We start from the raw sequence: 26,490 nt of genomic DNA, 5'->3' as shown, positions 1-26,490 counted from the left end.
GGGGGATGCAGTATGTTTATTCTCATCGTTGTCATGTTTATTCTCCTTGTCATCGTTGGTCTTTTCTATTAAATAGGGAAAGATTTAATGATAAACCGGTGTTCATTTAAAAATGAAATTCCGGCTTTTTTTTATGCAAAATTTTTATGAGAGTATGGAAGACATGGTATCAATAAATTTTTTATGAACTGCTTCTTCCAAACTAGTGTTTAGTCGACAAAAAAACCCCGTTCAGTATTTGCGTGAAATGTGTGACAATAAAGGTATCTTATTTAAGCGAAAGGAAGTGCCAACTGCTATGCCAAACATCGTTTCTTTCAAATTCAACCCAAGGGAACTGAAACTAAACAAATTCATTGATTTTTATGGTTATTGCGCGCAATGGAATCAAAATATTTATGTTTATGGGAAAAATGAAGCACAAAAGGTTCATCGTCTGTCAGAGCTGCTCTCCTTTATTTTGTTTTCCCATGATGAGGAGTGCCTGATCGTTATCGAAGGAAGCGGAATTGATCAAACAAAGGACTATATTACAAAACATTTAGCAGGTGTTCAGACTGCCTGAGCAAAGATTTCCTGACCAAGACGGATGCATTTGAAAATGTGACAAACTCGTGAATTATCTTTTCAATATGGTATAGTATGAGTAGTGTAAATTCATATTGAAAGGCTAGGAGTTGCATGACAACAATTGAACAGATAAGAACAGCACCGATCAGTCCTGAAAATGATCCGTGGGAAGCTTACTTTGATATGGAGCATTACGGACACTTAGAACTGACGAATGTGGAGTTTACCACGACGACGCTCTGCAACATGCGATGTGAGCATTGCGCGGTAGGATACACATTGCAGAAACGTGATCCAAATGCTCTTCCGTTAGACTTGATTTTCAAACGACTTGATGAAGCAAAGAATCTGCACGCTTTAAGTATTACAGGTGGCGAACCGATGCTGTCACTCAAGTCAGTAAAAGAATATGTGGTGCCCATCTTAAAGTATGCGCACGAACGCGGCTTGAGAACTCAGATCAATTCGAACCTGACGCTTGACCTTGCGCGGTATGAACTGATTATCCCATATCTTGACGTGCTTCATATTTCCTTTAACTATGGAAGTTTCGAAGATTATTCCAATATAGGTTTCGCAGTAATGGAGAAGAAGCCGAAAATTGAAGCACAACAATTGTTTTTTAATCGTATGATTGAAAATGCACGAGAATTGACTGCTCGCGGAGTGATTGTTTCAGCGGAAACGATGATTAATAAACGAACTCTGCCGCATCTTGAACGGATTCATGAACAAGTGGTGGCGATGGGGTGTCAACGTCACGAAGTACATCCGATGTATCCTAGCGATTTTGCCAGCGTATTACAAGTTGCTTCGCTTGATGAAATTCGATCAGGTATTCATCGTTTGCTTGATTGTCGTGATCAGAACGTATGGATGCTGTTTGGGACCTTGCCTTTTTACCCATGCAACAAAAATGAGAAAGATCTGGCGTTACTTGAACGTCTGTATCACGAGAAAAATGTGACTGTTCGTAATGACCCTGACGGCAGGTCAAGACTTAACGTCAACATTTTTGATGGAAATATTATTGTCACTGACTTTGCCGATGCACCGGCACTGGGCAACATTAAAACAACAACACTGGAAAATGCCTATCAACACTGGTTGACGACTCCACTTGCAAAATCGTTGAATTGTCACTGTCCAGCAGTAAAATGTCTTGGTCCCAATGTGCTTGTCAAAAATACTTATTATAAAGATGTTGATTTTATGAAACGGAAAGCACTTATTTCGCGGTGATTTCCGCATATATAAAAAGGTCCTCTGCATGATTTGATTGCAGAGGACCTTTTTTCTTATTGAATACCTAATACTGCTCTGAGATAAAGTCGGAGCGCATCAATCTGAGTTGGGGCACCAACCGTTTTATGCCCCAGTAGAGCTGCTTCTAAAGCAATTCCATCTGTTGTGTTAATGAAAAAGCGTGTAATGTCTTCAATAGGCTGCTGCGGAATGAACTCACCACGACGGACACCTTCTTGAAAAATGCGAGAGAAAATGTTTTGTCCCTTCAGGTAACGATTTCTTAAATACGTTTTTCGTTCTTCATTGCGCCATCCGGTGACGAAGTATTCATAGACCGCTATAGAAAAAGGAGTGCCTGCCTCATGTGATAGTGCTTCTAAATAATCTTGAACTGCATCCCACATTTTTGTGTGTTTCTGTATAAGTGAATTTATAAATTTCTCGAAATCTGTGTTGTTTTCTTCCAATAATGCGCGCATCATGGCCTCAGTGCTTGAAAAGTATTGATAAACCCCGCCGCGGCTCATCCCGGTTTCATTTACAATATCCTGCATCGTGGCCGGTTCAAAACCTTTATTGGAAAAAACAATTTGAGCGGCCTGAAGAATTTGCTTTCTTCGTTGCGCAAAATGAGCTTCACTCACCTTTGGCATCGTCACCCCTCCTGCTTTTTCAGTATATCACAATCAACTCTTTATCGATCATGAGCTTGGTGTATCACCGGCGCGAGTTTCACTCAAATTAAGGCTATATGTTCCTGTGCCAAGTTTATCTGGTTCAGGCATCTGGCGCAAGATCGGCAGAACGAGCCAATAGAGAGAAACAAATAAGAGACTTGCCCCAATACTTATGAAAATAGGACCAACACCCCATAGATGTGCTATTTGTCCTCCAAATAAAGATCCAAGCGGCATGGCACATCCGCCTGCACTGATCATTATGGTATAGATTTGTGCTAAGTGTTTTTGTGGAACAGCCTTCTGCAACGCTGAAACAAAAAGAATATTAGTCATGCCGGTTGGAATCAGACTTGCTGCATATAAGATAAGTGACAGACTGTTCAATGGTGTAAAATAAGAGATCAGCCATGAGATTCCAGATAAGAAAAAACCGAAAATAATTAGCTTTCCTAGCGAGCATTTTTTGAATAATGGCGCAGTCGCCGCGCCGATGAGTATGCCAATTGTTTCCGCCGATTGATAAAAGCCATACCATTGCGCGCCGCCGCGTTCTGCGGCATAAGCGGGCAATGTGGCGTTGAGCATTCCGAAGACCAGATTGGCAATAACGGTTGCCGGTATAAATTGGATAATAAATGAGCCGCATACCATTTTTAATCCGGAAGTGAGATTTTTCCAATACTTGTATAAATTTTTCTTCAGATCTGTTGATTTATCCGCTTCCTTTTGGATTTCCATTGTTCTTTTAATCAGAAGAAAGCAGACGATACTGCAGCAATTGAAGATAATTGACAAAAGATAGAGCGTTAAGGGTGAAATAAAGACAATCAAAATACCTGCAAGACTAGTGAAGATGATGGAGAATGCTTGATAACTCACGTTCATCAGAGCGTTTGCTGAGGCGTACTTTCCTTCTTGAACAAATTCCGGAATTAAGGACATTTCCGCAGGATTACTGAACATACCTAAAACAGCGACGACAGGCGTGAGCACGATGAGCGCTGCTGCAGAGTGCCAAAAAACAGTAAACATTACATAAGTGATGACTACTGAGATAATTTGACCGAGCTCGGTCATCCAAAGCAATCTTTTTTTATTCAACCGATCAACAAGCGGTCCGACCAAAAATTGAAACATCATGGGAGCGAGCGCAAGAAAGCCGACTATGCCAGTGTAAAAAGTGTTTTGAGTCAGGTGGTAAATGGACCAAATCAGTGAAACGTTGTACAAACTCATTCCAATTGTACTGAGTGAGCGTCCTGAAAGCAGTTTCCAAAAATTAATCGACATATAATTCATCTCCAACAAAGTAATAATGACACCGATGTCGTTATTATAAACGACACTTGTGTCATTTTCAATGCGTATTTAGAAATAAATTTTGTAAACGTATTATGTTGTTTTTATTTCAATGAGCAGCAAATAAGATGAAAAAATAATTCCGTGTTTTAAGATCGTTGAGAATGAAACCGCATAATTGCTGGTTAATGTGAATTTCGTCGAAAAATGTGTTAATCTTTTTTTAACAATTCGAAAACGGATTGTAAATCTATTGTGTTCTGTTAAAATGGAAATTGGGCTCTTTTTCAGTCGTGATGGCATTGAAATTGAATGTTGTAAATTTTTTTCTGTGCGACTCGTTAAAAAAATAATTTTAATTATGATATGGAGAGGTGGACTTTGTGCACTTTTTGTCGAAAAATGACAAGTTTTTGAATATGCTTTCAATCATCTCACTTAATCTAGAGGATGCAGCTAAATTTTTTGATGAAAGTAAAATTAAAAATGAAGCTGACTTACACGAGTTTTCTCAGAAAATGAAAAACTTTGAACGTAAAGGAGATTCTTACGTTCATGAACTTATCATTGCTCTAAATAAGACCTTTGTCACTCCTTTGCAACGTGAAGATATTTTGGAATTAGCAATGAAAATGGACAGTGTCCTGGATGGATTTGAAGAATGGTCAATGCGACTTGAAATATATGGGATTTCTCATGCTGATGAATATATGGTTGAGTTTGTCGGCATTTTATATGAATCCTGTAAGGAAATTAATCAGGCCATCACATTGATGAGTAAAAAGAACTTGTCAGGTATTCGAAACAGCGTCATCAAAATCAATGATTATGAAACTCAGTGCGACGATCTGCTTGTTAAATGCATTACAAATTTATTTAAGAATGAAAAAGATGCAATTAAGATCATTCAGTATAAAGAATTATACGAAATGTTGGAAAGCGTTGCCGATAGCTGTGAAGATGTTGCCGACACATTGGAAACAATCATGATGCGAAACGCATGATTCCGTCTTTGTGCCCGTTTCTTTGTGGGGAAATCTTTCCGCAATGATTACGATTGAAAATCAATGAATGACTGAGCAATTCCTGAAAACCACGCATTCATTTTTTACGAGGAAAGGGTTTTATGATCATGGAAAGTTTGTTTGCGTTGACGCTGATGATTGTGTTTTTGGCGTTTATGTTTGATTTTATTAATGGCTTTCACGATACTGCAAATACGATAGCCACCTCTGTTTCTACACGTGCTTTGCGCCCAAGGGTTGCAATTATTTTGGCAGGTACCATGAATTTCCTTGGGGCCATTACATTTACGGGTGTAGCCCAAACAATCAGCAAGGGGGTTATTGACCCATTTACCATTAAAGATGAAACGACTGGTTTAATCATTGTAATGGCGGCGCTGATCAGCTCAATTTTATGGAATCTTGCAACATGGTATTTAGGTGTGCCCAGCAGTTCGTCTCATGCAATTATCGGTTCCCTGGCGGGTGCGGGGATATCTGCGCTTGGCTTTGGCTCTTTAAACTATCAAGGATTTATTGAGATTTTCGAAGCGCTGATTTTCTCACCGATTGCGGCGTTTACAATTGGCTTTATTGTCATGAAACTTTTCACGCTCATCTTCCATAACTTTTCGTTAGTGAAGACAAATCGTCACTTTAGGATTTTTCAAATATTCACAGCGGCATTGCAATCTTTTGCTCATGGAACAAATGATGCTCAGAAAACAATGGGGATTATTACGATGGCTCTGGTGGCATCAAATTATTTGACAAAAGTTGAAATACCTATGTGGGTACGTGTTGCTGCCGGACTTGCTATGGCGATGGGAACATCGGTAGGCGGCTGGCGTATTATTCACACGGTAGGAAGTAAAATCATGAAAATTCAACCGATTAATGGAGCAGCTGCCGATCTATCTTCTGCTACAATTATTTTTGGATTTACATTTATCCATTTTCCGGTCAGTACAACGCATGTTATTACTTCTTCTATATTAGGCGTTGGTTCAGCGGAACGTGTTAGAGGCGTAAACTGGGGAATGGCATTGAATATTGTCATCACGTGGGTCATTACGCTGCCTTTTACAGCGATTGTTGCTGCTGTGATTTATCGGCTATTGAATTGGATTCTTTAATTAAGTATGTTAAATCGGCTCGTTGATACGAGCTTCTTTTTTTATAAGATAAAAGAGTATATAAATAAATGGATAGTTTTTAGAATGAGCTCTGCTGAAAACATGCCGAGCGAGTAATCACAAATAATAAAATTCTTCTCATAGTGGGTTAATATTTCATGATAACGATTACAAAAAGAGGCAAATAAAAAATGAATGCCGGCCAGAAGCCGGGAAGAGCTAGGGGCGAAAGGAAGTACGGTGACTCTATCTCAGACCTGTGCGCTTTGAGAAATCGCTGAACATTTTTCTTGAACTTCAACAATCATTAAATCAAGTTCTTGACTGCAAAGTAACGTTTGTTCGGCATACAGGCCATACTTTTTAGCGGTATCCAATAAATTTTTCCGCTTATTCTCAATAGCTTCAGAGTAAACGCTACTATTTTCCTGGTAAATAAGTACCTCTGATAACTCAGACATGAACAAAAAGCCCTCCTTGAGCATCAACATCTAGCAATATTAAATATATTATAGCATGTCTCTTTTGTTTGTCTACCAAATGTAGCAGGCATAATGAGAATGGGGAGGTTCAGCTAAGAGATTGATCACGTATCGTTGGAGGGAAAGACTTTGAAATTATCTGATCTTGAATTAATTACTGTATTATCGGACGAAGGAAGTATGAGAAAAGCCTCTGAACGACTTTTTGTTTCACAACCTGCATTGAGTCAGAGACTGCAGTCTATTGAGCGCCAATGGAATGCTCAATTATTCATTCGATCAAAACGAGGAGTTGTACTAACATCAGAAGGTGAGATTGTCGAACAATTTGCACGGGAAATGCTTGAACGTGCTGCAGAGACACGTGCCGAGATTCAAACTCATAAATCTGAGATTCATGGTACGTTAAAACTGGCTGTATCATCGGTCAATGGGCAGTATTGGCTTCCTGATGTGCTTAAGGCTTTTGTTGAACAGCATCCGCTTGTGAAAATCTCCTTGACGACAGGCTGGTCAAGCGAAATATTGGAGCATATGTACCGTGCGGCTTGCCATGTAGCAATTGTTCGCGGAATGCCGAAATGGGGTGGAGGAAAGCTGCACCTGTTTTCCGATCCGCTTAATTTTGTGGATTCGAAGATTTCAACGTTGGGTGAATTGAATTATGAAGAAAGACCCTATATTCAATTCCGCAGCGACTCATCCTATGATCAAGTGATCCAGAATTGGTGGCATTCACAAAACCTCAGGGTTCCGGTACGCACAATAATGGTTGATCAGATTGAGACGTGTAAACTCATGGTCACACACGGCATTGGTTATTCAGTTCTGCCGTCACTCAGTCTCACGGAACAGGACATCATTAATCGCATACCGTTGTTAGACGCCCATAGCAATCCTATTTATAGAGAGAATTGGCTGCTGTACGATCAAGAAACGCTTAGCCTTAAACAGGTGCATGCCTTTGTGAGCCTGGTAAAACATAGACTTTTCACATAAAATTCGATAATATAGCAAGTGAAACGACTAATTAGGAGGAACAAAAATGGAGCAGATGGATGCTTATGAAATTATTTCATTTTTGAAAAACAGTGTTAAGAAAACACCGGTAAAAGTTTACATAAAAGGCGATTTAGCGTCTTTATCCTTCGGTGAACAGGTTCATGCGTTTATTAGCGGACATGCAGGTACAATAATAGGCGACTGGCAGGAAATTGAGCCTGTACTCACAGCGAATAAGGACAAGATCGAAGATTATATTGTAGAAAATAATGCGCGTAACTCAGCGGTCCCGTTACTTGATCTTAAGGGAATTGAAGCACGTATTGAACCTGGAGCGTTAATTCGTGAAAAAGTTGAAATAGGCAAACAAGCAGTTATTATGATGGGAGCCGTCATAAATATTGGCGCAGTAGTCGGGGATGGCACGATGATTGATATGAACGCAGTTCTTGGCGGACGAGCAACGGTAGGAAAAAATTGTCATATTGGTGCAGGAGCAGTTCTCGCCGGTGTTGTTGAACCGCCTTCCGCACAACCTGTTGTCATCGAGGATGATGTTCTTGTCGGTGCGAATGCGGTTGTTCTTGAAGGTGTGCATATCGGCAAAGGAGCGGTTGTTGCTGCAGGAGCAATCGTAACAAAAGATGTTCCTGCAAATACCGTAGTCGTCGGTGCGCCAGCACGTGTGCTGAAAACAATTGATGAGAAGACACGTTCCAAAACAGAAATTATGCAGGACTTGCGTCAATTATAATAAATACGGGTGATTGCTCGCATAATGGGAAGGGATCAACAATGGATTATATTGCGATCAGGCGCGCGTTGCACCAGATACCGGAACTTGGATTTGAAGAAGTGGAAACGCAGGCATTCCTGCTGGATCAAATTAAGAAACTTCCGCAAGATCGAATACAAATAAAAAAGTGGAAAACCGGATTGTTTGTCCACATTTCCGGTACTGATCCTTCAAGACTCATCGGATTTCGTACTGACATTGACGCGCTCCCGGTCAAAGAAAATACTGGGTACTCGTTTCAGTCAAAGCATGAAGGAAACATGCATGCGTGTGGGCATGATTTCCATATGACCATTGCACTTGGCGCTCTGGAAAATATTGTACTTCATCCGGTTAAAGAGAATGTCTTATTTATTTTCCAGCCCGCTGAAGAAGGCCCAGGTGGAGCACTTCCGATGATGGCCAGTGAGGAATTTAAGGCGTGGAAACCGGACTTGATTTTCGCTTTACATGTGTCACCGGATTTTCCGGCTGGTACAGTTGCCACAAAGGAAGGTATTCTATTTGCTAATACATCCGAATTGTTTATCGACTTCCGTGGAAAAGGCGGACATGCAGCTAATCCGCATCTGACTCACGATACAATTGTTGCGGCGAGCCAATTTATCGTCGGACTTCAAACAATTGTTGCCCGACGAGTTAATCCGCTTCATTCAGCGGTGCTCACAATCGGGAAAATAACAGGCGGCTTTAAACAGAATATTATTGCAGAATATGCCCGCGTTGAAGGTACGATTCGAACATTAAGCCAAGACACCATGACATTGATTAAAGAGGACATTGAGCGCCATGTAAAGGCAACTGAGATTGCTTACCAATGTAAGGGCGTCATTGATTACGGAGCAAATTATTACCAAGTATTCAACCGCAAAACATATGTGGATCCATTCATCAGCTTTTGCGAAAAGAACAAATTTCCATATGTGATTTGCGATGACGCAATGACCGGAGAGGATTTTGGCTATTTCTTAAAAGAATTGCCGGGATTCATGTTCTGGCTTGGTGTTGGGCAAACATCAAGTCTGCATTCTGCTGATTTCAAGCCTGATGAGGCAGCACTTGCCCAAGGAGTGAAGGTAGTCAGCACCTATATAAGAGATGGCGTTTAATTAAATCAGTACATTTCCAGAGCGAATTTATTTTTCGCTCTTTTTTTATTTCACCTTTAAGCGTATTAATGGGAGAACAACGTGTAACGTGTTATCATTTATCTTGAATGAATCAAAGAAAATGGGGAATCATATTATTTGATAATATTTATTTTAAATGATAATATATTTTACTGATTACATTTATTAATTATTGATACATAAGTATTTTATGCTAATTTAAATTAATTATTAATTAACATTGACTTAAAATAAAGTCCATACTATAATAATGTCATAGCCTCATTTTGAGTGAGGAAAGAAGATAATTTTCAGGAGGAATGATTAAAATATGGTAGAACGTCTTGTAAGTGCAAAGGCCCCTTTGTTTAATCTTGATAGTGTGAATGCGGATGGCTCTTTCGGCAAAGCAAATTTGGAAGAGAACATCAAAGCCGGCAAATGGACGATCTTCTTCTTTTACCCAATGGATTTCACATTTGTATGTCCGACTGAAATTACTGCCTTCAGTGATCGTTACGATGAATTCAAAGCACTGGGAGCAGATATAATTGGATGTTCCTGTGATACAATCTATACACACCAAGCATGGATGAAGACTTCAAGAAGAGAAGGCGGCATTGGTAAAATCAACTTCAGTTTAGCTGCAGACCACACACATGAAGTTGCTGAAAAATATGGCGTACTCATTCCTGAAGAAGGCGTTGCACTTCGTGGATTGTTTATTATCAGTCCTGAAGGCGATCTTCGCTACTCAGTTGTTAATGACAATAACATCGGCCGCGACGTTGATGAAACACTTCGTGTACTTCAAGCGCTTCAATCAGGCGGACTGTGCCCGGCAAATTGGCATCCCGGTGACGAAACGCTGCATGTGTGATTTCAGATATTAAATCAATGATATAAACTGGCAGCTCATTGCTGCTCATAAAAAACAGGGTAATCGACTTAAGATTGCCCTGTTTCTTTGCGTATAAGAGTTACTGCACTAGATTTCTCCAAGGATTGAGTTCGCTGACGGGTCAGATGTTTAACCAGCCAAGCAATTAAATTTTTATTAGTCTGAATGAAAGGCTTGGAAGGCAGGTCATTAATGAGCCTATAAAATTCATAATTAGTAGTTCCAAAGATTACAAATAAGAGCGAATGACTTGTTGTTTGCTCTCGTTCTGATAAAATTGTCGTTATTGTAAAAGATATTTATATTTTTTAACCTGCGTTTTATGCATGGGCAGGGTAGGGAGAGGAAGGCGTACATTGGAGATATTTAAAAAGCTTAAGCAATTTTATTGGCCGGATCGTCATTATTTGTTCGGCTCACTTTTATTTCTGATACTGAGCAGTGCGATTACAATTGTTTATCCGATTGTCTTGCAGCTTACAATTGATCAAGCGGTGATTCGTCAGAGATTTTCACTTGTTCCAATGTTATCTTTAGGATTTGTAATTATCATGGCTGTTAAGGGATTATCAAGCTATTTCAGCCAGTATTGGGGCGATATGTTCGGAGTGAGTTCGGTTTTTCGCTTGAGAGAAGCACTTTACAAGAAACTGCAGTATCTGCCGTATCACTACTATGACAATGCGAAAACCGGAGATTTGATGTCGCGTCTGACAGCTGATGTCGAGGGCTTTCGTTTTTTTCTTTCGGCAGGATTTACTCAGCTGGTTAATTTTGTTGTTCTTGTAGGATTCAGCCTTGCTCTGATGTTTTATTATTCTTGGGAATTGGCGCTTGTTACTTTAGCAATGACGCCTTTTCTTTGTGTCAGTGTATTTCGTTTTGATAAACGTGTACATCCGGCATTTCGAAAAATTAGGCGTTCACTTGCAAGCATGAATACACGCGTTCAAGAAAATATTAGCGGCATGAATACAATTAAATCACTCGGGCGAGAAAACTTTGAAATTGATCGTTTCGCTAAAAACAATCAAACATACAGAATGAGAAACCTAATAACAGCAGATATTTGGGCAAAATACTTTCCACTCATGGAACTGATTGGCAATATCAGCGTGGTCCTGCTGCTTGCTCTTGGTGGTTATTTTGTCATGAGCGGAAGACTGGCTCCAGGTGCCTTGGTTGCCTTTTTCAGCCTTGTCTGGTATATCATGGATCCGCTGATGAATCTCGGATTTATGATTAATACCTTCTCTCAGTCGAAAGCGTCAGGAGAACGGTTGCTGCAAATTCTTGATGAAAAAAGCGATATTACGTCACCTGATCACCCTTTTCAAAAAGAACATCTTGCTGGGGATGTTGCATTCCGTAATGTGTCGCTGATCTACCCGAATGAAAAAACGACAGCACTCAGTCATATAAGCTTCGAAGCGAAATCAGGAAACATTATTGGACTGATGGGAGCAACAGGTTCTGGAAAAACAAGCATTACTCAATTAATCGGCAGATTTTATGATACGACCAGCGGCGAGGTATTGGTCGATGGATGCCCGGTTAAATCGTATGACTTAAAGTGCCTTAGGAAAAATATCGGCTATGTGTTCCAAGAAAACTTTCTCTTTTCTTCAACCATTCGCGACAATATTGCTTATGGCAAACCTGATGCGACACTGGATGAAGTGATCAGAGCGGCAAAGCGTGCTGAGGCGGATGAATTTATACAAAGCCTTCCAAACGGTTATGACACCGTGCTGGGAGAAAGAGGTATGGGACTGTCCGGTGGTCAAAAACAGCGAATTTCTATTGCACGTGCGCTTCTTGTCAATCCAAGTATTTTAATTCTTGATGATGCAACAAGTGCCGTCGATATGCGGACGGAAGGATTAATTCAAAAAGCATTCAAAGAATTAATGAAAGGGCGAACAACGTTTATTATTGCCCATCGTATTTCCTCGCTTCAGATGGCAGATCAAATTCTCGTACTTGAGCATGGACGAATTAAAGAGCGCGGTACGCATAAAGAATTGGTACAGCAAGAAGGAATCTATCGGCGAATTTATAATATTCAGTACAAAGATCGCGATCTTGTGAAACAACAAGTCGTCCGAGAAGGGAGAAGTCGATGATGAAGAGCGGAACACAGAAAGAACGATTCTTTTATCCGGAAGATCGGGTCATTGAAAAGCCATTTAACTGGAAACAACTGCTTCGTCTTTTAAATTACTTGAAACCTTATTTGAAAACGCTGATTCCTAAAGCAATTGCAGCAATGATTGTCTCGACGGCTGTTCGGCTGATTATTCCGATTATCATTGGTGTTTATGCGTTTGACCGAGCGATTAACGCGAAGAACTACACCTTAATTTATTGGCTGGTTGCGATTACCGCACTACTCTATGGAATATCATTTGTGAGCAATTGGTACCGGATTCGTACAACAAATCAACTTGGTCAGTATGTGATTCATGATTTGCGTGAACGTTTATTTAATCATATTCAATATCTTTCACATCGCTTTTTTGATTCAAGGTCTGCCGGTTCAATTCTCGTCCGAGTCATAAATGACGTGAATTCAATGCAGGATTTATTTACGAACGGTGTCATTAATACATTGATGGATGTTGTTACTTTGATTGGTATCTTTGTGATCCTCTTTGTACTCAGCCCACCATTGGCAGTTGCGGTATTACTTGTTATTCCGCTGATGTTCTTCATTTCAACGAAGCTGCGACGCAGTATTCGACGTTCATGGCAAAAGGTACGTATGAAAATGTCGAAGCTGAACTCTCATTTGAATGAGAGTATTCAGGGTATACGTGTGACGCAGTCATTTACACAGGAAAGAGAGAATCGAGCATATTTCAACGGTGTGAATACGGAGAACTTTTTGGCATGGCAGGAAGCATCTAAGAAAAATGCAATGTTTCGTCCTTTTGTTGATTTGTCCAATGCAGTAGGATCGGCTATTCTCATCTGGTTTGGTGTATTTCTCATTCACAGGAACTCAATAGAAATAGGCACATTCGTTTCGTTCGCATTTTATCTCGGTATGTTCTGGGGACCGATTTCCCGACTTGGTCAGGTGTATAATCAACTGCTTGTTGCGATGGCTTCCTCAGAGCGGATTTTTGAATTTCTTGATGAAAAGCCAAGTGTGCCTAATAAAAAAAATGGAATAAGCATGAAGAACATCTATGGAACAATTGATTTTGATCAGGTCGAATTCAGATATAATGCCTCAAGAAAAGCACTTAAAGGAATTACATTCCATATTCCGGCAGGAGCGACTTGGGCATTGGTTGGGCATACCGGTTCGGGGAAAACAACAATTGCGAACTTGATTAGTCGCTTCTATGATGTGACGGCCGGTCAAGTGCGTTTTGATGGTGTGGATGTCCGTGACCTTGATTTGCGTGAACTGCGTGCAAGTGTCGGAACGGTGATTCAGGAAACCTATGTATTTTCCGGTACAATCATGGAAAATATTCGTTTTGGCAAGCCTGATGCATCTGATGAAGAGGTAATGCAAGCGGCAAAGGCAATTGGTGCGGATACTTTTATTCAAGGATTGCCTGAGGGATATCAGACTGAGGTTGAGGAACGTGGAAATATTCTTTCGGTCGGAGAGCGTCAGCTGCTTTCATTCGCACGTGCGCTGCTCTCAGATCCGAAAATTCTCATTCTCGATGAGGCAACAGCAAGTATTGATACGGAAACAGAAATGGTCATTCAAACGGCTCTAAAGCAACTGCTTAAGGGAAGAACATCCATTATCATTGCCCACCGATTGTCCACAATTCGCGACTCTGATCAAATTGTTGTGCTTAATGAAGGTGAAATTGTTGAAAAAGGCAACCATCAAGAACTTATGGACCTTCGAGGTAGGTATTTTGATTTGGTACTCAGTCAGTATAATGCTCTTGATGGAGTCTCTTAATATTAAGTAAGCTAAGAGCACGCAGCGATGGCCATTGGTTGTTTTTTCTACTTACGGATGGATCAAGCCGGGAACGATTTATTTCTCGTTGTTTTTAAGACGGTGAAATAAAACCATACTTGACAAGAACAATTCACTACTGGATGAAGATTATCAATTCTTTGGTATAATGGGAAGGCAGGTGTCGAAGGATCTTTTGACCTGCGGACTGGAGTGGAAGGATCATGATGCAACAATTGATCCTGGTTGTGCTGTGGGTAGTCGTTTATGGGTATATGATTACGGCATCCATTGATTTTGGCACAGGATTCTATTTATTTTACGGTCAGAGTATTAAGCATTTGGACTATCTCTATGCACCGCTTCAAAAATGGCTGTCACCAGTATCGGAGTTAATGAATATAGGATTCGTTTTGATTTTCACGGCAATTATTGGTTTGTCTCCAGAGATGATTCTCAATTTCCAAACACCGCTCGTATTCTGCGGAGTACTGGCTATCTTTTTAACAGTACTCAAGGGAACATTCTTTGCTTTGACTGAGCTGTTGTCAAAGGAAAATAGGATGCGAAGCGTTTTTTTAGCTGGAAATGGTATAACCGGTATCTTAATTCCTGCGGTTCTGAGTATCGCATTGGTGATTAGTGAAGGCGGTTTTTCCGATGTTGGTGCAAGAGGGCTGCTTCCATTTATCATACGCCTTCTTTCTAATTTCTATTTTTGGTCGGTCATGATTGTTGCGATCATCAGTATCTTTTACATAAGTGCCATGCACTTGGTTCTCTTTGCTTCGAAGATTGGAGATCATGAATTAACCGTGCATTTTAGAAATAAGGTACTTTTTCTGAGTATGCCTATGGTTTTTGCTAGCGGATTAGTTTTTCTTGGACTTGAAATGCAAAACCCTGAACATTTCTTGCGTACGTTAGACTATTCATGGATGTTCATGTTTTCGCTTATCAGTCTGCTTAGTGCTGTGACACTTGTATTCCTGAAGAAGTATCAGTGGATTTTTACACTTGTCATGCTTCAGTATTTTTTTGCGTTGTTCGGATATACGGTTTCTCACTTTCCTTATTTAATCTATCCGGATATTGTGATGGATCATCAGCTGTCTGCATGGGCACAATCACCTTGGTTTTTCTTCATCGCGTTGATCATTGCGATTGCAGCACTCATAGGAATGATCGCTTTGAGAGAGAAGCGGGTATTGCGCGAGCTTGCCATCCCAAAATATAAATAATACAAAAGCACAGCGACCCTTTATCAGGCTGCTGTGCTTTTTTGTTCTTCTGAATTTATTTACTGTTTTCGACTTGCTTATTTACCTTTTCATCGACTTCCATAATAATCGGAAGAATCATTGGTCTGCGACGTGTTCGTTCATAAAGAAACGGAGCTAAACTATCTGTAATTTCTCCTTTAATTTCCGACCACTGCAAAGACTTTCTTTGAATAACTTCTTGCAAACGAGAGGCAAGCAAGCTTTGCGCTTCATTGATCAGATCGCCGGATTCGCGCATATAAACGAAGCCTCGAGAAATAATGTCAGGCCCAGCCAGTATCTTGTGTGCCTCAATATCAGCACTGACAACAACAATGACCAGTCCTTCTTCCGAGAGAATTTTACGATCACGCAAGACGATGTTGCCGATGTCTCCAATTCCACTGCCGTCGATATAAACGGAACCTGATGTTATTTTTCCAGTGACTCTTGCTGAATTTTGGTCAAGGGCGAGCACATCACCAATATTCATAATAAACGAGTGATCATACGGAATACCGCAAGCATGAGCTGTCTCAACATGCTTTTTCAGCATTCGATATTCGCCGTGAATCGGCATGAAGAACTTTGGCTTCAGCAAACGAAGCATGAGTTTTTCTTCTTCTTGACCGCCATGCCCTGAGGTATGAATGTTGCTTAATTTACCATGAATGACGTCAGCACCTGCTCTGTAAAGCTGGTTAATTGTACGATTGATGCTGACCTTGTTCCCCGGAATCGGAGAAGAGGAGAAAATCACTGTATCGCCCGGCTGGACTTGGATCTGGCGATGTGTACCGTTCGCGATTCGAGACAAAGCAGCCATGGGCTCGCCTTGACTCCCAGTACACAAAATAGTGACCTCCTGATCAGGTAAATGATTGATTTGCTGGTGTTCAATAAACGTATCCTTTGGAGCTTGAACATAGCCGAGCTCTTCGCCGATTGTTATTGCAGCTTCCATGCTGCGCCCGAACACAGCGATTTTACGCCCCGTAGCAACCGCGGCATCGACAACTTGTTGAAGCCGATGGATATTGGACGCAAAGGTAGCGAATATAATTCGTCCGTCCACTTTGCGAAAAATATCTTTAATATTCTCGCCGACTTCCCGTTCAGTCATCGTGAATCCGGGCACTTCAGCGTTTGTGCTGTCGGACATGAGGCAGAGGACGCCTTCTTTGCCGATCTCAGCCATTTTCGTCAAGTTGGCAATTTGTCCGCCGACGGGAGTGAAATCAAATTTAAAATCACCGGTTTCAACAATATTACCCTGAGGTGTCTTCACAACAACCCCATAGGAATCGGGAATACTGTGAGTCGTTCGAAAGAAACTGACCGACGTCTTTTGAAACTTGATAACATCATCTTCCGTGATCTCGTGGATCACGGTTTGACGTAGAAGATTATGTTCATCCAATTTATTTCGAATTAATCCTGCTGCAAGTTTTCCAGCATAGATCGGTACATTAACCGCACGCAACAAATAAGGAACACCGCCAATATGGTCTTCATGACCATGCGTAATAAAGAGTCCCTTAATTTTATCAGCGTTCTTTACCAAGTAGCTGTAATCAGGAATTACGTAATCGATACCAAGCAGTTCATCCTCGGGGAACTTGATGCCGGCATCAATAACGATGATTTCATCCTGAAATTGAACAGCATAGGTATTCTTGCCGATTTCTCCCAGTCCGCCAAGAGAGAATACGGCAGTTTGATGGTTTTTAACAAATTTCATAGGGTTACAGCTTCTCCAATTTGAATTCAGCAGACTTTTTTTCATATTCGAGAAATTTACCTGTAAGTGGTTGAATAAATTCTACGTTATATGGTTTGTCTGCCATTTTTTTGCGAACGTCGCGAACGTCGCTTGCTTCAAGATAGAGTGTCTCTGTTTGCTCGCGTACCGGGACCTCATCTCTTGATTCTTGATACAATACTTTATAAATCATGGTTCATACTCCTTCCAGAAAAATGTTCTACAAATCATTATATATGAAATGCTGATCTTTTTCACTGTCTAGCTCTGTTTCTGCGTGAATTCAAAAGATTTGATTGTCATTTGCCAGTTTGAATTTAGCTTTAACAAGCAATAAAAAATCATACCCGATTTACGAAAATAGTCCTCGGAACTGATATAATGAATTGGGAAAAAGATTCTAAATGCTGTTATGCGTGTTGGATTGGCCTAATCGTCTTATTCAACAGAAGGAGGATTATACGTTTGACGAAGCCTAAAATTGTTTTTTTTGATATTGATGATACTTTGTACGATCAGAATAAATCGGTTCCGGATTCCACAGCGGAAGCGATTAATAATTTACAAGAGCAAGGAATAATTACTGCGATTGCAACCGGTCGTTCCCCGTTCATGTTCCGAGCATTGCGTGAGCAATTAGATATTCACTCTTTTGTCAGTATTAACGGCTCCTATGTCGTTCACAATGACGTGCCGGTGTACACGAATCCATTAGCTTCTGATGTATTGGATGCACTCGTGTCACAGACTAGAGAAATTGGCTGGTCGCTGGCATTTGTAACTGAAGAATTGTTGAAAATGGATGGCGAAGCTGATAGCAAGGCACGGATAAGCATTGAAAGCTTAAAGCTCCCGATTTCCTTTCCTGAAAGTGATCCCCATTTTTTTGAACACCACGAAATATATCAAGGTTTGCTTTTTTACTCAGAGAATGATGATGCGCGCTTTCTTCAAAACGCACCGTTTAATCAGTTTCGTTATGTACGCTGGCATCAATACGGGGTGGATGTTATTCCAAAATTGGGATCAAAAGCTGAGGGGATCAAGCAGCTGTTAAACAAGCTGAATCTTACACCTGATGAAGCTTGTGCTTTTGGCGACGGTAATAATGATGTTGAGATGCTTTCTTATGTGGGTACCGGTATTGCAATGGGCAACGCAGTTGAAAAAGCTAAAAAATCTGCGGATCTTGTGACCACTCCGGTTCACCAGAACGGAATTTATAATGGATTAAAGCAGATTGGCCTGTTGTAATTTTATTAGTAAACAAAGAGGATCGCAAAACGCGATCCTCTTTGTTTGTCAAACATTTAATAAATATCTTTTTCCATGACGTGATCCGGAATTTTAAACGGATCTTCTTTATTAATCCGATCATAGAAGAGAATACCGTCCAAATGGTCAATTTCATGCTGGATTGCAATTGCAGGATAACCTTTAAGACGAAGCGTAACAGGCTTACCATCAATATCGAATGCCTTAACTTTGACTCGAGCATGACGCGGTACAAAGCCCGGCACTTCACGATCAACAGATAGGCAGCCTTCACCGCCCTCCAAATAAGTGTTTTCAATTGAATGGCTGATGACTTTCGGATTAAAGAGCATGTATTCATAATGCTTGCCGTTTTCATCATCCAAGTACAGTGCAATTATCCGTTTGCTGAGTGCAATTTGAGGGGCAGCTAACCCGATCCCCGCGCGCAGTCCATATTTTTTAGCAACTTTTTCATCCTGACTGTTTTTCAGAAATTCCAGCATCTGTCTCACTGTGTTTTTTTCTTCATCCGTTGCCGGGAGGGGAACTTCTTTCGCAACTTGTCTCAGAATGGGATTTCCTTCCCTAATTATGTCGTTCATTGTAATCATGAATTAAGTCACTCCTTCAACCAATTCAATAAAGCGTCGAAAATGTCTGTTCACTTTATTTCTAATCTGTTACTAGTGTATCATTAATAATTCCTAATGTTTACTCTCCTGTTTTGATTTGTGCTTTTATTTCTAAGAAGGTATGAAATAACCGTTAAACCGTTACGTTTGACTTCATTGAATGACATATTATAAACTAAAATTAGAAAAGAATGATGGATTGATCACATATCTACGGAGTTATTTATCCACTTTTGATTGAAGATGAATTGAAGGCGTGAATGATGAAATAGTTATGTTGAGAAATCTTTATCACTGTAAGCGCTTAAGTGATATATGTCTCTTTTTAAGATCGCAAGAAAACACGCATACTGATGGGAAGAGGTGAGGGACTTGCCTGTGAATTATTCTGGAAAGATCGAAGACTTTTTTCCAACGTTACGTATTCTTAACGTGCAAGGGCATGTCGTAGACAATCAAAGAAAGCCTGAAATGACTAATGACCAATTACGGGAACTAATGCGGCGTATGGTCTATACGAGAATCTGGGATCAGCGTGCGCTTTCATTGAATAGACAAGGAAGGCTAGGATTTTATGCACCTGTGGCCGGTCAAGAAGCGTCAATGGTTGCCAGTCAATTTGCAATGGACAAGGGAGATTGGCTGCTCCCTTCTTATCGTGATATTCCACAGCTTGTTTGGCATGGCCTCCCGCTTTATAAAGCGTTTCTTTATTCGAAAGGACATTTTGAAGGCGGACAATATCCGAAAGAACTTAATGCAGTTATGCCCCAAATCATTATTGGAGCCCAGGCAACACAGACTGCAGGAATCGCACTTGGTTTAAAGAAACGCGGAAAATCACAAATTGCGTTTTGTTACTTTGGCGATGGCGCGACGTCGCAAGGCGATGTTTATGAAGCAATGAATTTTGCTGGCGTTTATAAGGCACCGGCTGTGTTTATCTGTCAAAATAATCGATTTGCTATTTCTGTACCAGTGGAAAAACAGACGGCAGCAGAGACGTTGGCACAGAAGGCCGTTGCTGCCGGAATCAGAGGTATTCAAGTTGACGGAATGGACCCGCTTGCTGTCTATGCTGCGGCAAAAGAAGCACGTGAGCATGCAATTGCCGGAAAAGGACCGACATTGATTGAAACACTAACCTATCGTTATGGACCACATACGATGGCCGGCGATGACCCGACACGATACCGTACAGATGAATTAACAAATGAATGGGAGAAGCAGGATCCGCTCGTTCGTTTTCGCCTATACCTTGAGCAGCAAGGGATCTGGTCGCGTGAAGATGAAGAACAAACGTCAGAGCAGGCAAAAAAAGACGTGGCAAAAGCACTGAAACAAGCGGACGGCGTTCCAAAGCAAAAAGTTACCGATTTGCTTGGCAATATGTATGAAAAGCCAACGCAAGCTATTAAAGAACAGATTGAGCAGTATAGTGCGCGGGAAGGGGATCAGCGATGACACAAATGACGATGATCCAAGCGATTACGGACGCTATGCGAACGGAACTTCGCAATGATGAGAATGTACTTGTATTTGGAGAAGACGTGGCGAAAAACGGCGGTGTTTTTCGAGCAACGGAAGGACTCTATGACGAATTCGGCGAGGAGCGTGTTTTTGACACACCTCTAGCCGAATCTGGTATTGGAGGACTTGCACTTGGGCTCGCGCTGCAAAACTATAGGCCAATCATGGAGATCCAGTTCTTTGGGTTTGTATTCGAGGCAATGGACAGTGTTGCCTCGCAGCTTGCACGTTTGAGATATCGGTCCGGCGGTATGTATCACGCGCCGGTTACGGTTCGTTCGCCATTTGGAGGAGGAGTGAAAACCCCGGAACTGCATGCGGATAACCTCGAAGGACTTTTCGCGCAATGTCCCGGTCTAAAGGTTGTTATTCCATCAAATCCTTATGATGCTAAAGGTTTGCTGATTTCTGCAATTCGCGACAACGACCCTGTTATTTTTTTGGAACATATGAAGCTTTATCGTTCGTTCAGGGAAGAAGTACCTGAAGATGCATATACAATTGAAATCGGCAAAGCCAAAATTGTCCGAGAAGGAAAAGATATCTCAATTATTACCTACGGAGCAATGGTGCGTACCGCATTCAAGGCGGCTGAGCAACTAAGCAAAGAAGGCATTGAATGCGAACTAATTGATCTTCGGACAATCAGTCCGCTGGATACGGAGACAATAACGAATTCAATTAAAAAGACAAATCGAGCAGTTGTTGTACAAGAAGCCCAAAAACAGGCGGGTATTGGGGCTCAAGTGATTGCGGAAATAAATGATCGGGCATTGCTTCACCTTGACGCACCGGTGGGAAGAGTAGCTGCTCCGGATTCCGTTTTTCCTTTCGCTGCTGCGGAGGATGTCTGGCTGCCTAACGAAAAAGATATTATAGACAAAGTGAAAGAAACAATAACCTTCTAATACTTTTATATAAGCATCTGTCGAAATACCACATCGCGCAAGAGACGGATCTTTTCATTACTGCCGCAACGTGAATGTGCAGAGGTATTGTCTTTTAAGAAAAATGGTTACGCAGATATATTGTTCGAGGAAGCGAAAGGAGTGTGACGCCGTTGACCTACTTGTTTAAATTACCGGATATCGGTGAAGGGATTCATGAAGGCGAAATTCTTAAGTGGTTCGTAAAACCAGGCGATATGGTGCATGAGGATGATCCCTTGGCAGAGGTCCAAAACGACAAGGCAGTTGTTGAAATTCCCTCTCCGGTGAATGGAACGGTTCTGGAATTAAAGGCTGAGGAAGGCCAAGTTGTTGAAGTAGGAACAGTCGTTGTTACACTTCAATCTGATGAAGAAGGTGCTGAATCTGTTGATGAAAGCACTGCTCCTAATGAGGAAAGTGTTCAACATTCAGCTGTAGAAACCGAGCGAGACGAAATAAAGGTGAATCGTTCCGGTAACACAGATGGCAGCAATCGTGTCATTGCCATGCCGTCCGTTCGAAAATATGCAAGGGACAAAAATGTTGATTTGAATCAAGTAAACGGGACCGGTCGGAACGGTCGGGTACTCAAAGAAGATATTGATCAATTTCTCATTGCTCCGGAGGAAAAAGAGGAGACAACTCCATCGCTTCAAACAGAGGCCATTGACGAGAGCAGTGAGGGGCATCAGACTTCACCTGACGTTAAGAGGAGTGCTTTGGAAACCCGTGAACGATTCAGCGGTATTCGAAGGGCAATTGCGCGAGCAACAACACACTCGATGCAGAATGCGCCGCATGTCACAATTATGGACGATGTAGATGTAACGAAACTTGTTGCACATCGCAAGCAATTTAAAGAAGAGGCACAGGATCTTGGCGTAAAATTAACCTATTTACCGTATATTGTAAAGGTGCTTGTTTCCGCGCTGAGGGACTTTCCGGTGTTGAATGCCTCACTTGACGAAGAGAACCAGGAAATAATCTATAAACATTACTATAATATCGGCATTGCGACTAATACTGATGCGGGGCTGGTTGTTCCGGTGATCAAGCATGCCGAATCAAAATCGTTGTACGCGATCGCAACTGAAATTCAGCAGTTTGCAGAAAAAGCGCGTAACGGTAAATTGACTTCTGAGGATATGAATGGCGGAACCTGTACGATTTCAAATATTGGTTCAGAAGGCGGCCAGTGGTTCACTCCTGTTATTAATCAGCCCGAATCCGCTATCCTTGGGGTCGGAAGAATTTCTGAAAAAGCCATCGTTCGCGATGGGGAAATTGTTGCTGCACCTATGCTTGCTCTGTCTATGAGCTTTGATCACCGTCTCATCGATGGTGCGACTGCTCAGAGGGCAATGAACAAAATAAAAAGGCTGTTATTCGATCCGCAACGCCTTATTTTGGAGGGGTAGAGATGGTAGTAGGGGAATTTACAACAGAAGTGGATACGGTTGTCATTGGTGCTGGTCCCGGCGGTTATGTCGCGGCTATTCGAGCTGCCCAGCTGGGACAAAAAGTTATTGTCATTGAAAAAGAGCACGTTGGAGGTGTCTGCCTGAATGTCGGCTGTATCCCTTCAAAAGCATTGATATCAGCGAGCCATCGCTTTGAACAAATGAATCACTCTGAGACCTACGGCATTAAAGCTGAGCATGTAACTGTTGATTTTCTTAAGGTTCAGGAGTGGAAGGGCTCGGTCGTGGAACGGTTAACTGGTGGTGTAAAAGGCCTTTTTAAGGCACATGGTATTGAACTCGTTGAGGGCGAAGCTTTGTTTGTTGATACGGATGTTGTGCGCGTGAACCATGGCTATGAGTCTTCACGATATAAATTTAATCATTGCATTATTGCTACAGGTTCGAGTCCAATCGAAATACCTGGTTTTAAATGGAGTGACCGAGTCCTTTCATCAACTGGAGCACTTGCTTTAAAAGAAGTTCCTAAGAAAATGGTCGTTATCGGTGGCGGTTATATTGGTATTGAATTAAGCTCGGCATTTGCCGGATTTGGCACTGAAGTCGTTATTCTTGAAGGAACCCCATCCATTTTGCCGGCATTTGAAAAGCGGTTAATTGCTCCGGTGAAAAAGAAACTGAAACAAAAAGGAGTGACCATTTACACGAATGCGCTTGCCAAAGGCGTAGAAGAATCGGCAAGTGGTGTTTCAGTGACTGCGGAAGTGAAGGGCAAAGCACAAGTTTTTGATGCGGACTATGTGATGGTGACTGTTGGGCGACGTTCAAATACAAAGGACCTTGGTTTGGACTTGGCAGGCATCGAGTTGGCTGAGCGCGGATTAATCAAGGTTGATAAACAAGGCAAGACGACGAATGATAAAATTTACGCAATCGGCGATATTGTAGCAGGCTTAGCCCTGGCTCATAAGGCATCATACGAGGGAAAAATTGCTGCTGAAGCAATAAGCGGAGAGGCTTCCGAAGTTGATTATCATGCCATGCCGGCCGTCGTTTTCTCGGATCCTGAAATTGCTTCTGTTGGATTATCTGAGGAGGAGGCAGTTAAAGAAGGTTATGAAGTGAAAGCCGGACAGTTCCCGTTTGCTGCAAATGGGCGTGCACTCTCACTTGGCGAATCGGACGGTTTCTTGAAGATCGTTTCCCGTGCTTCAGACGGGTTGGTACTCGGCGCTCAGATTGTCGGTACAAACGCAAGCGATATGATTGCAGAATTCGGCTTAGCGATTGAATCAGGAATGACCGTTGAAGATATCGCGTTAACCATTCATGCACACCCGACATTAGGTGAAATTGCAATGGAGGCAGCGGATGTGGTGCTCGGACATCCGATCCATATTGCAAAATAAACAGATATAGTTTACGGCCTGGGTACTTTTGCACCCAGGCCGTTTTTCATCCAGTGTATCTTCAAGAAACCGTGACTTCGGAGCATGTTCGTGCCAATGTATAAAGCGGCTTTAATGTTTCCGTTTGTTCTTCCAAATAATCGGCTAGCTCATCAATGTTTTTCTTAATCGCTTCATTCTTTGGAATGACAACGCCGCAAAGTAATTCCGCCTTTTTTACCGTTTTCAGGCGAAGAAACATTTGACTCAGTTTTTCTTCATTAAGATCATGGTGAAGGCGATATTCATCTTTCATATGATCTGCAGACCAGGCATAATGGGCCGGTGTTTTTCTCATAAGTTCTGGGACCTTGCTGAGCAACGCTTCACCGAGGCGAGCTTTATCAGGATATTCCTCAATGACTGCCAGCCAGAAGAAGAGGTGCGTCGGCCAAATACCAAATTGGAAATGGGGATATTTTTTGTATCCGCGTTTGTCCTGCGCGAGTGCCAGCCAAGTGCTGTCCGGTGGATTAACCGTTCGGCGTGCATGACGAGCGATATGCGGATAAAAAGGCATTTCTGCATCGGCACTTTTATTCAAATACGGAATCACTCGATCGGCGATCATACTGAATTTTGGCTGCACATTTTCACGAATTGCGTGCATTCGGTTTTCCAAACCGGGCAAGCTCATAAGTTTAAATTCTTGCTCTGTAAAGCCATTTTGTGACATCATATCCACTCCTTTTGCGGGTGATCTCTTTTCATAGTGTACCACAGTCCCGCATGCAAAAATGGGTTTGTCACTTTTCAAGAACCGTCAATTTTATGGCAATACGCACGGTCTTTCAGCATAAACTAAAGAAAACAGTATCCATCGTTCAGCTAAGTACAGTATTGAAACAAAGAACCCCCTTTTTGAACTAAAAATTGAAGGGATGTGGCATCCGCCATGAAACAGATTAGTCAGACTCTGAACAGGAAGGATGCGGAAAGAAGAATTCCCCAAGTGCGTATTGCAATTGATCGGGAGCTGACACTGCTGCATAAAGCGCTGATAAAAAAGGATGACAAAACAATTCATCGATGCAAACAGAAGCTTGAAGTTCTTCGTCGGGAAATGTTGCTTCTCGAAATATAATTAATAGACAGACCTGTATTTATTGATTTAAATAATAAACAAATTCAATGACATGATCACCGCTGGCCGAAGCGGTGATTTTTCTTTTTTTTATTAAATGATGTACTATTATTTTAATGAACCAAATGCAAGCATCAGAAGAACGTGCAGGAACGGAGTGACAACAGATGGTAAATCGAGACTGGACAGTTCTTGGAGAAAAAGTGACCAGTTGGATCAATGAAGCAGCGGATCAATTACGTGCGTCATTATCCAAACCGCTTGAAGTCAGTGAAAAAAGTGCTCATAACGATCTCGTAACGAATATGGATCGTTCGATTGAACAATTTTTGATCGGAAAAATCCGAGCGGATTATCCTAATGACAAGATTATTTCTGAAGAAGGTTACGGAGACGGGGTAAAAGATAAACGTGGTGTTTTATGGCTTCTCGATCCGATTGACGGCACCTTGAATTTCGTAATGCAGAAGCGATTTTTTGCTATATCGATTGGCATCTATGAAAATGGAAACGGAAAAGCAGCGTTCATTTATGACGTTATGGCTGATGAATTATTTCACTGCATCACTGGAAGCGGTGCCTATCAAAATACAAGAAAATTGTCTGCTCTTACAGACATTGCAATTGACGATGCGCTGATTGACCTCAGTCCGACGTGGTTGAAACCAAATCGGAGAATTCACGAAGAAATAATGACTGAGATTGTCAGGCGCAGCAGCGGAACCCGAGCATACGGTGCAGCATCTCTGGAACTCGCTTATGTTGCAGCAGGTTATTTGGATGCCTACTTCACAATGCGACTCTCACCGTGGGATTATGGGGCGGGCTTAATACTCTTGACGGAAGTCGGTGGCCTTTGCTCTAGAGCAGACGGCAGCCCTATTGATATTTTGACAAAACAATCTGTGCTTGCCGCACGTCCTGGTCTTCATCAGTATATGTCCGATCATATTCGTGAACAAGTGAATCAGGGCAGATTTATTAAAGAACCTGAATAATTT

General features: G+C 41.6%; 25 protein-coding genes and 1 pseudogene. 19 read left to right on the top strand and 7 right to left on the bottom strand.

Annotation, left to right across the window (positions count from 1 at the left end; genetic code table 11):
* Window positions 1-6: 6 nt before the first annotated feature.
* From AC1MBV_RS02845 to yfkAB, 3 genes and pseudogenes are all read left to right on the top strand, one after another.
* Window positions 7-72 (top strand): annotated as a pseudogene (locus AC1MBV_RS02845) (YjcZ family sporulation protein); the annotation flags it as partial.
* Window positions 73-298: 226 nt separating this feature from the next.
* Window positions 299-565 (top strand): hypothetical protein, encoded by a 267-nt coding sequence (locus AC1MBV_RS02840; protein WP_255746064.1) that lies wholly within the window; start codon window positions 299-301, stop codon window positions 563-565.
* A gap of 116 nt (window positions 566-681) precedes the next feature.
* Window positions 682-1,812, top strand: a complete 1,131-nt coding sequence (yfkAB, locus tag AC1MBV_RS02835; RefSeq protein WP_255746066.1) for a radical SAM/CxCxxxxC motif protein YfkAB — start codon at window positions 682-684, stop codon at window positions 1,810-1,812.
* 56 nt (window positions 1,813-1,868) lie between these two features.
* On the opposite strand, the gene AC1MBV_RS02830 is transcribed toward yfkAB, so the two are convergent.
* Window positions 1,869-2,471: a TetR family transcriptional regulator gene (locus tag AC1MBV_RS02830; protein WP_255746068.1), complete on the bottom strand. Its 603-nt coding sequence runs from the start codon at window positions 2,469-2,471 to the stop codon at window positions 1,869-1,871.
* Between the two features lie 48 nt (window positions 2,472-2,519).
* Window positions 2,520-3,788: an MFS transporter gene (locus tag AC1MBV_RS02825; RefSeq protein ID WP_255746070.1), complete on the bottom strand. Its 1,269-nt coding sequence runs from the start codon at window positions 3,786-3,788 to the stop codon at window positions 2,520-2,522.
* A gap of 392 nt (window positions 3,789-4,180) precedes the next feature.
* Between AC1MBV_RS02825 and AC1MBV_RS02820 the strand changes: the two genes are divergently transcribed.
* Window positions 4,181-4,801 (top strand): DUF47 domain-containing protein, encoded by a 621-nt coding sequence (locus tag AC1MBV_RS02820; protein WP_255746071.1) that lies wholly within the window; start codon window positions 4,181-4,183, stop codon window positions 4,799-4,801.
* A 128-nt stretch (window positions 4,802-4,929) separates the two neighbouring features.
* The gene (locus AC1MBV_RS02815; RefSeq protein ID WP_255746619.1) at window positions 4,930-5,937 is read left to right on the top strand and encodes an inorganic phosphate transporter; all 1,008 of its coding nucleotides are present in this window, start codon (window positions 4,930-4,932) and stop codon (window positions 5,935-5,937) included.
* A gap of 251 nt (window positions 5,938-6,188) precedes the next feature.
* Here AC1MBV_RS02815 and AC1MBV_RS02810 read toward each other — a convergent pair whose 3' ends face one another.
* Window positions 6,189-6,398, bottom strand: a complete 210-nt coding sequence (locus AC1MBV_RS02810) for an aspartyl-phosphate phosphatase Spo0E family protein (protein ID WP_255746072.1) — start codon at window positions 6,396-6,398, stop codon at window positions 6,189-6,191.
* A 150-nt stretch (window positions 6,399-6,548) separates the two neighbouring features.
* On the opposite strand from AC1MBV_RS02810, the gene AC1MBV_RS02805 reads away from it, so the two are divergent.
* From AC1MBV_RS02805 to AC1MBV_RS02775, 7 genes are all read left to right on the top strand, one after another.
* Window positions 6,549-7,418: a LysR family transcriptional regulator gene (locus tag AC1MBV_RS02805; protein WP_255746074.1), complete on the top strand. Its 870-nt coding sequence runs from the start codon at window positions 6,549-6,551 to the stop codon at window positions 7,416-7,418.
* Between the two features lie 46 nt (window positions 7,419-7,464).
* Window positions 7,465-8,175: a 2,3,4,5-tetrahydropyridine-2,6-dicarboxylate N-acetyltransferase gene (gene dapD / locus AC1MBV_RS02800; protein ID WP_255746076.1), complete on the top strand. Its 711-nt coding sequence runs from the start codon at window positions 7,465-7,467 to the stop codon at window positions 8,173-8,175.
* 41 nt (window positions 8,176-8,216) lie between these two features.
* Window positions 8,217-9,326, top strand: a complete 1,110-nt coding sequence (locus AC1MBV_RS02795) for an N-acetyldiaminopimelate deacetylase (RefSeq protein ID WP_255746078.1) — start codon at window positions 8,217-8,219, stop codon at window positions 9,324-9,326.
* A 331-nt stretch (window positions 9,327-9,657) separates the two neighbouring features.
* The gene (locus tag AC1MBV_RS02790; protein ID WP_255746080.1) at window positions 9,658-10,206 is read left to right on the top strand and encodes a peroxiredoxin; all 549 of its coding nucleotides are present in this window, start codon (window positions 9,658-9,660) and stop codon (window positions 10,204-10,206) included.
* Window positions 10,207-10,583: 377 nt separating this feature from the next.
* On the top strand, window positions 10,584-12,353 hold the full coding sequence (locus tag AC1MBV_RS02785; protein WP_480947481.1) for an ABC transporter ATP-binding protein: 1,770 nt from the start codon (window positions 10,584-10,586) through the stop codon (window positions 12,351-12,353).
* Window positions 12,353-14,164 (top strand): ABC transporter ATP-binding protein, encoded by a 1,812-nt coding sequence (locus tag AC1MBV_RS02780; protein ID WP_480947480.1) that lies wholly within the window; start codon window positions 12,353-12,355, stop codon window positions 14,162-14,164. The genes AC1MBV_RS02785 and AC1MBV_RS02780 overlap by 1 nt, the downstream gene beginning before the upstream one ends.
* A gap of 224 nt (window positions 14,165-14,388) precedes the next feature.
* Window positions 14,389-15,405 (top strand): cytochrome d ubiquinol oxidase subunit II, encoded by a 1,017-nt coding sequence (locus tag AC1MBV_RS02775; RefSeq protein WP_480947479.1) that lies wholly within the window; start codon window positions 14,389-14,391, stop codon window positions 15,403-15,405.
* Window positions 15,406-15,460: 55 nt separating this feature from the next.
* Here the strand turns inward: AC1MBV_RS02775 and rnjA are convergent, their stop codons facing one another.
* Window positions 15,461-17,167 (bottom strand): ribonuclease J1, encoded by a 1,707-nt coding sequence (gene rnjA / locus AC1MBV_RS02770; RefSeq protein ID WP_255746086.1) that lies wholly within the window; start codon window positions 17,165-17,167, stop codon window positions 15,461-15,463.
* 4 nt (window positions 17,168-17,171) lie between these two features.
* Window positions 17,172-17,381 carry a DNA-dependent RNA polymerase subunit epsilon gene (locus AC1MBV_RS02765; protein WP_255746088.1) on the bottom strand — a complete coding sequence of 70 codons (210 nt, stop codon included), beginning with the start codon at window positions 17,379-17,381 and terminating at the stop codon, window positions 17,172-17,174.
* 272 nt (window positions 17,382-17,653) lie between these two features.
* Between AC1MBV_RS02765 and AC1MBV_RS02760 the strand changes: the two genes are divergently transcribed.
* Window positions 17,654-18,442 (top strand): Cof-type HAD-IIB family hydrolase, encoded by a 789-nt coding sequence (locus tag AC1MBV_RS02760; RefSeq protein ID WP_255746089.1) that lies wholly within the window; start codon window positions 17,654-17,656, stop codon window positions 18,440-18,442.
* 56 nt (window positions 18,443-18,498) lie between these two features.
* Here the strand turns inward: AC1MBV_RS02760 and def are convergent, their stop codons facing one another.
* A complete protein-coding gene (def, locus tag AC1MBV_RS02755) occupies window positions 18,499-19,056 on the bottom strand; it encodes a peptide deformylase (RefSeq protein WP_255746091.1) in 558 nt (185 codons plus the stop codon).
* Window positions 19,057-19,455: 399 nt separating this feature from the next.
* Between def and pdhA the strand changes: the two genes are divergently transcribed.
* The 4 genes from pdhA (at window position 19,456) to lpdA (ending at window position 24,366) form a co-directional block, all read left to right on the top strand.
* A complete protein-coding gene (pdhA, locus tag AC1MBV_RS02750) occupies window positions 19,456-20,541 on the top strand; it encodes a pyruvate dehydrogenase (acetyl-transferring) E1 component subunit alpha (protein ID WP_480947478.1) in 1,086 nt (361 codons plus the stop codon).
* Window positions 20,538-21,515, top strand: coding sequence for an alpha-ketoacid dehydrogenase subunit beta (locus AC1MBV_RS02745; protein ID WP_480947477.1), 978 nt, complete (start codon window positions 20,538-20,540; stop codon window positions 21,513-21,515). Before pdhA ends, AC1MBV_RS02745 begins: the two co-directional genes overlap by 4 nt.
* Before the next feature lie 152 nt (window positions 21,516-21,667).
* A complete protein-coding gene (locus tag AC1MBV_RS02740; protein ID WP_480947476.1) occupies window positions 21,668-22,954 on the top strand; it encodes a dihydrolipoamide acetyltransferase family protein in 1,287 nt (428 codons plus the stop codon).
* Between the two features lie 2 nt (window positions 22,955-22,956).
* The gene (gene lpdA / locus AC1MBV_RS02735; RefSeq protein ID WP_255746099.1) at window positions 22,957-24,366 is read left to right on the top strand and encodes a dihydrolipoyl dehydrogenase; all 1,410 of its coding nucleotides are present in this window, start codon (window positions 22,957-22,959) and stop codon (window positions 24,364-24,366) included.
* 61 nt (window positions 24,367-24,427) lie between these two features.
* Here the strand turns inward: lpdA and AC1MBV_RS02730 are convergent, their stop codons facing one another.
* Window positions 24,428-25,081 (bottom strand): YktB family protein, encoded by a 654-nt coding sequence (locus AC1MBV_RS02730; RefSeq protein ID WP_255746101.1) that lies wholly within the window; start codon window positions 25,079-25,081, stop codon window positions 24,428-24,430.
* A gap of 219 nt (window positions 25,082-25,300) precedes the next feature.
* Between AC1MBV_RS02730 and AC1MBV_RS02725 the strand changes: the two genes are divergently transcribed.
* Both AC1MBV_RS02725 and AC1MBV_RS02720 read left to right on the top strand, forming a co-directional pair.
* On the top strand, window positions 25,301-25,489 hold the full coding sequence (locus AC1MBV_RS02725) for a hypothetical protein (RefSeq protein WP_255746102.1): 189 nt from the start codon (window positions 25,301-25,303) through the stop codon (window positions 25,487-25,489).
* 167 nt (window positions 25,490-25,656) lie between these two features.
* A complete protein-coding gene (locus tag AC1MBV_RS02720) occupies window positions 25,657-26,487 on the top strand; it encodes an inositol monophosphatase family protein (protein WP_255746103.1) in 831 nt (276 codons plus the stop codon).
* Window positions 26,488-26,490: the final 3 nt, after the last annotated feature.

Source organism: Sporolactobacillus sp. PKPK-6, from assembly GCF_056678885.1.
This window is presented reverse-complemented; position numbering and strand designations above follow the sequence as displayed.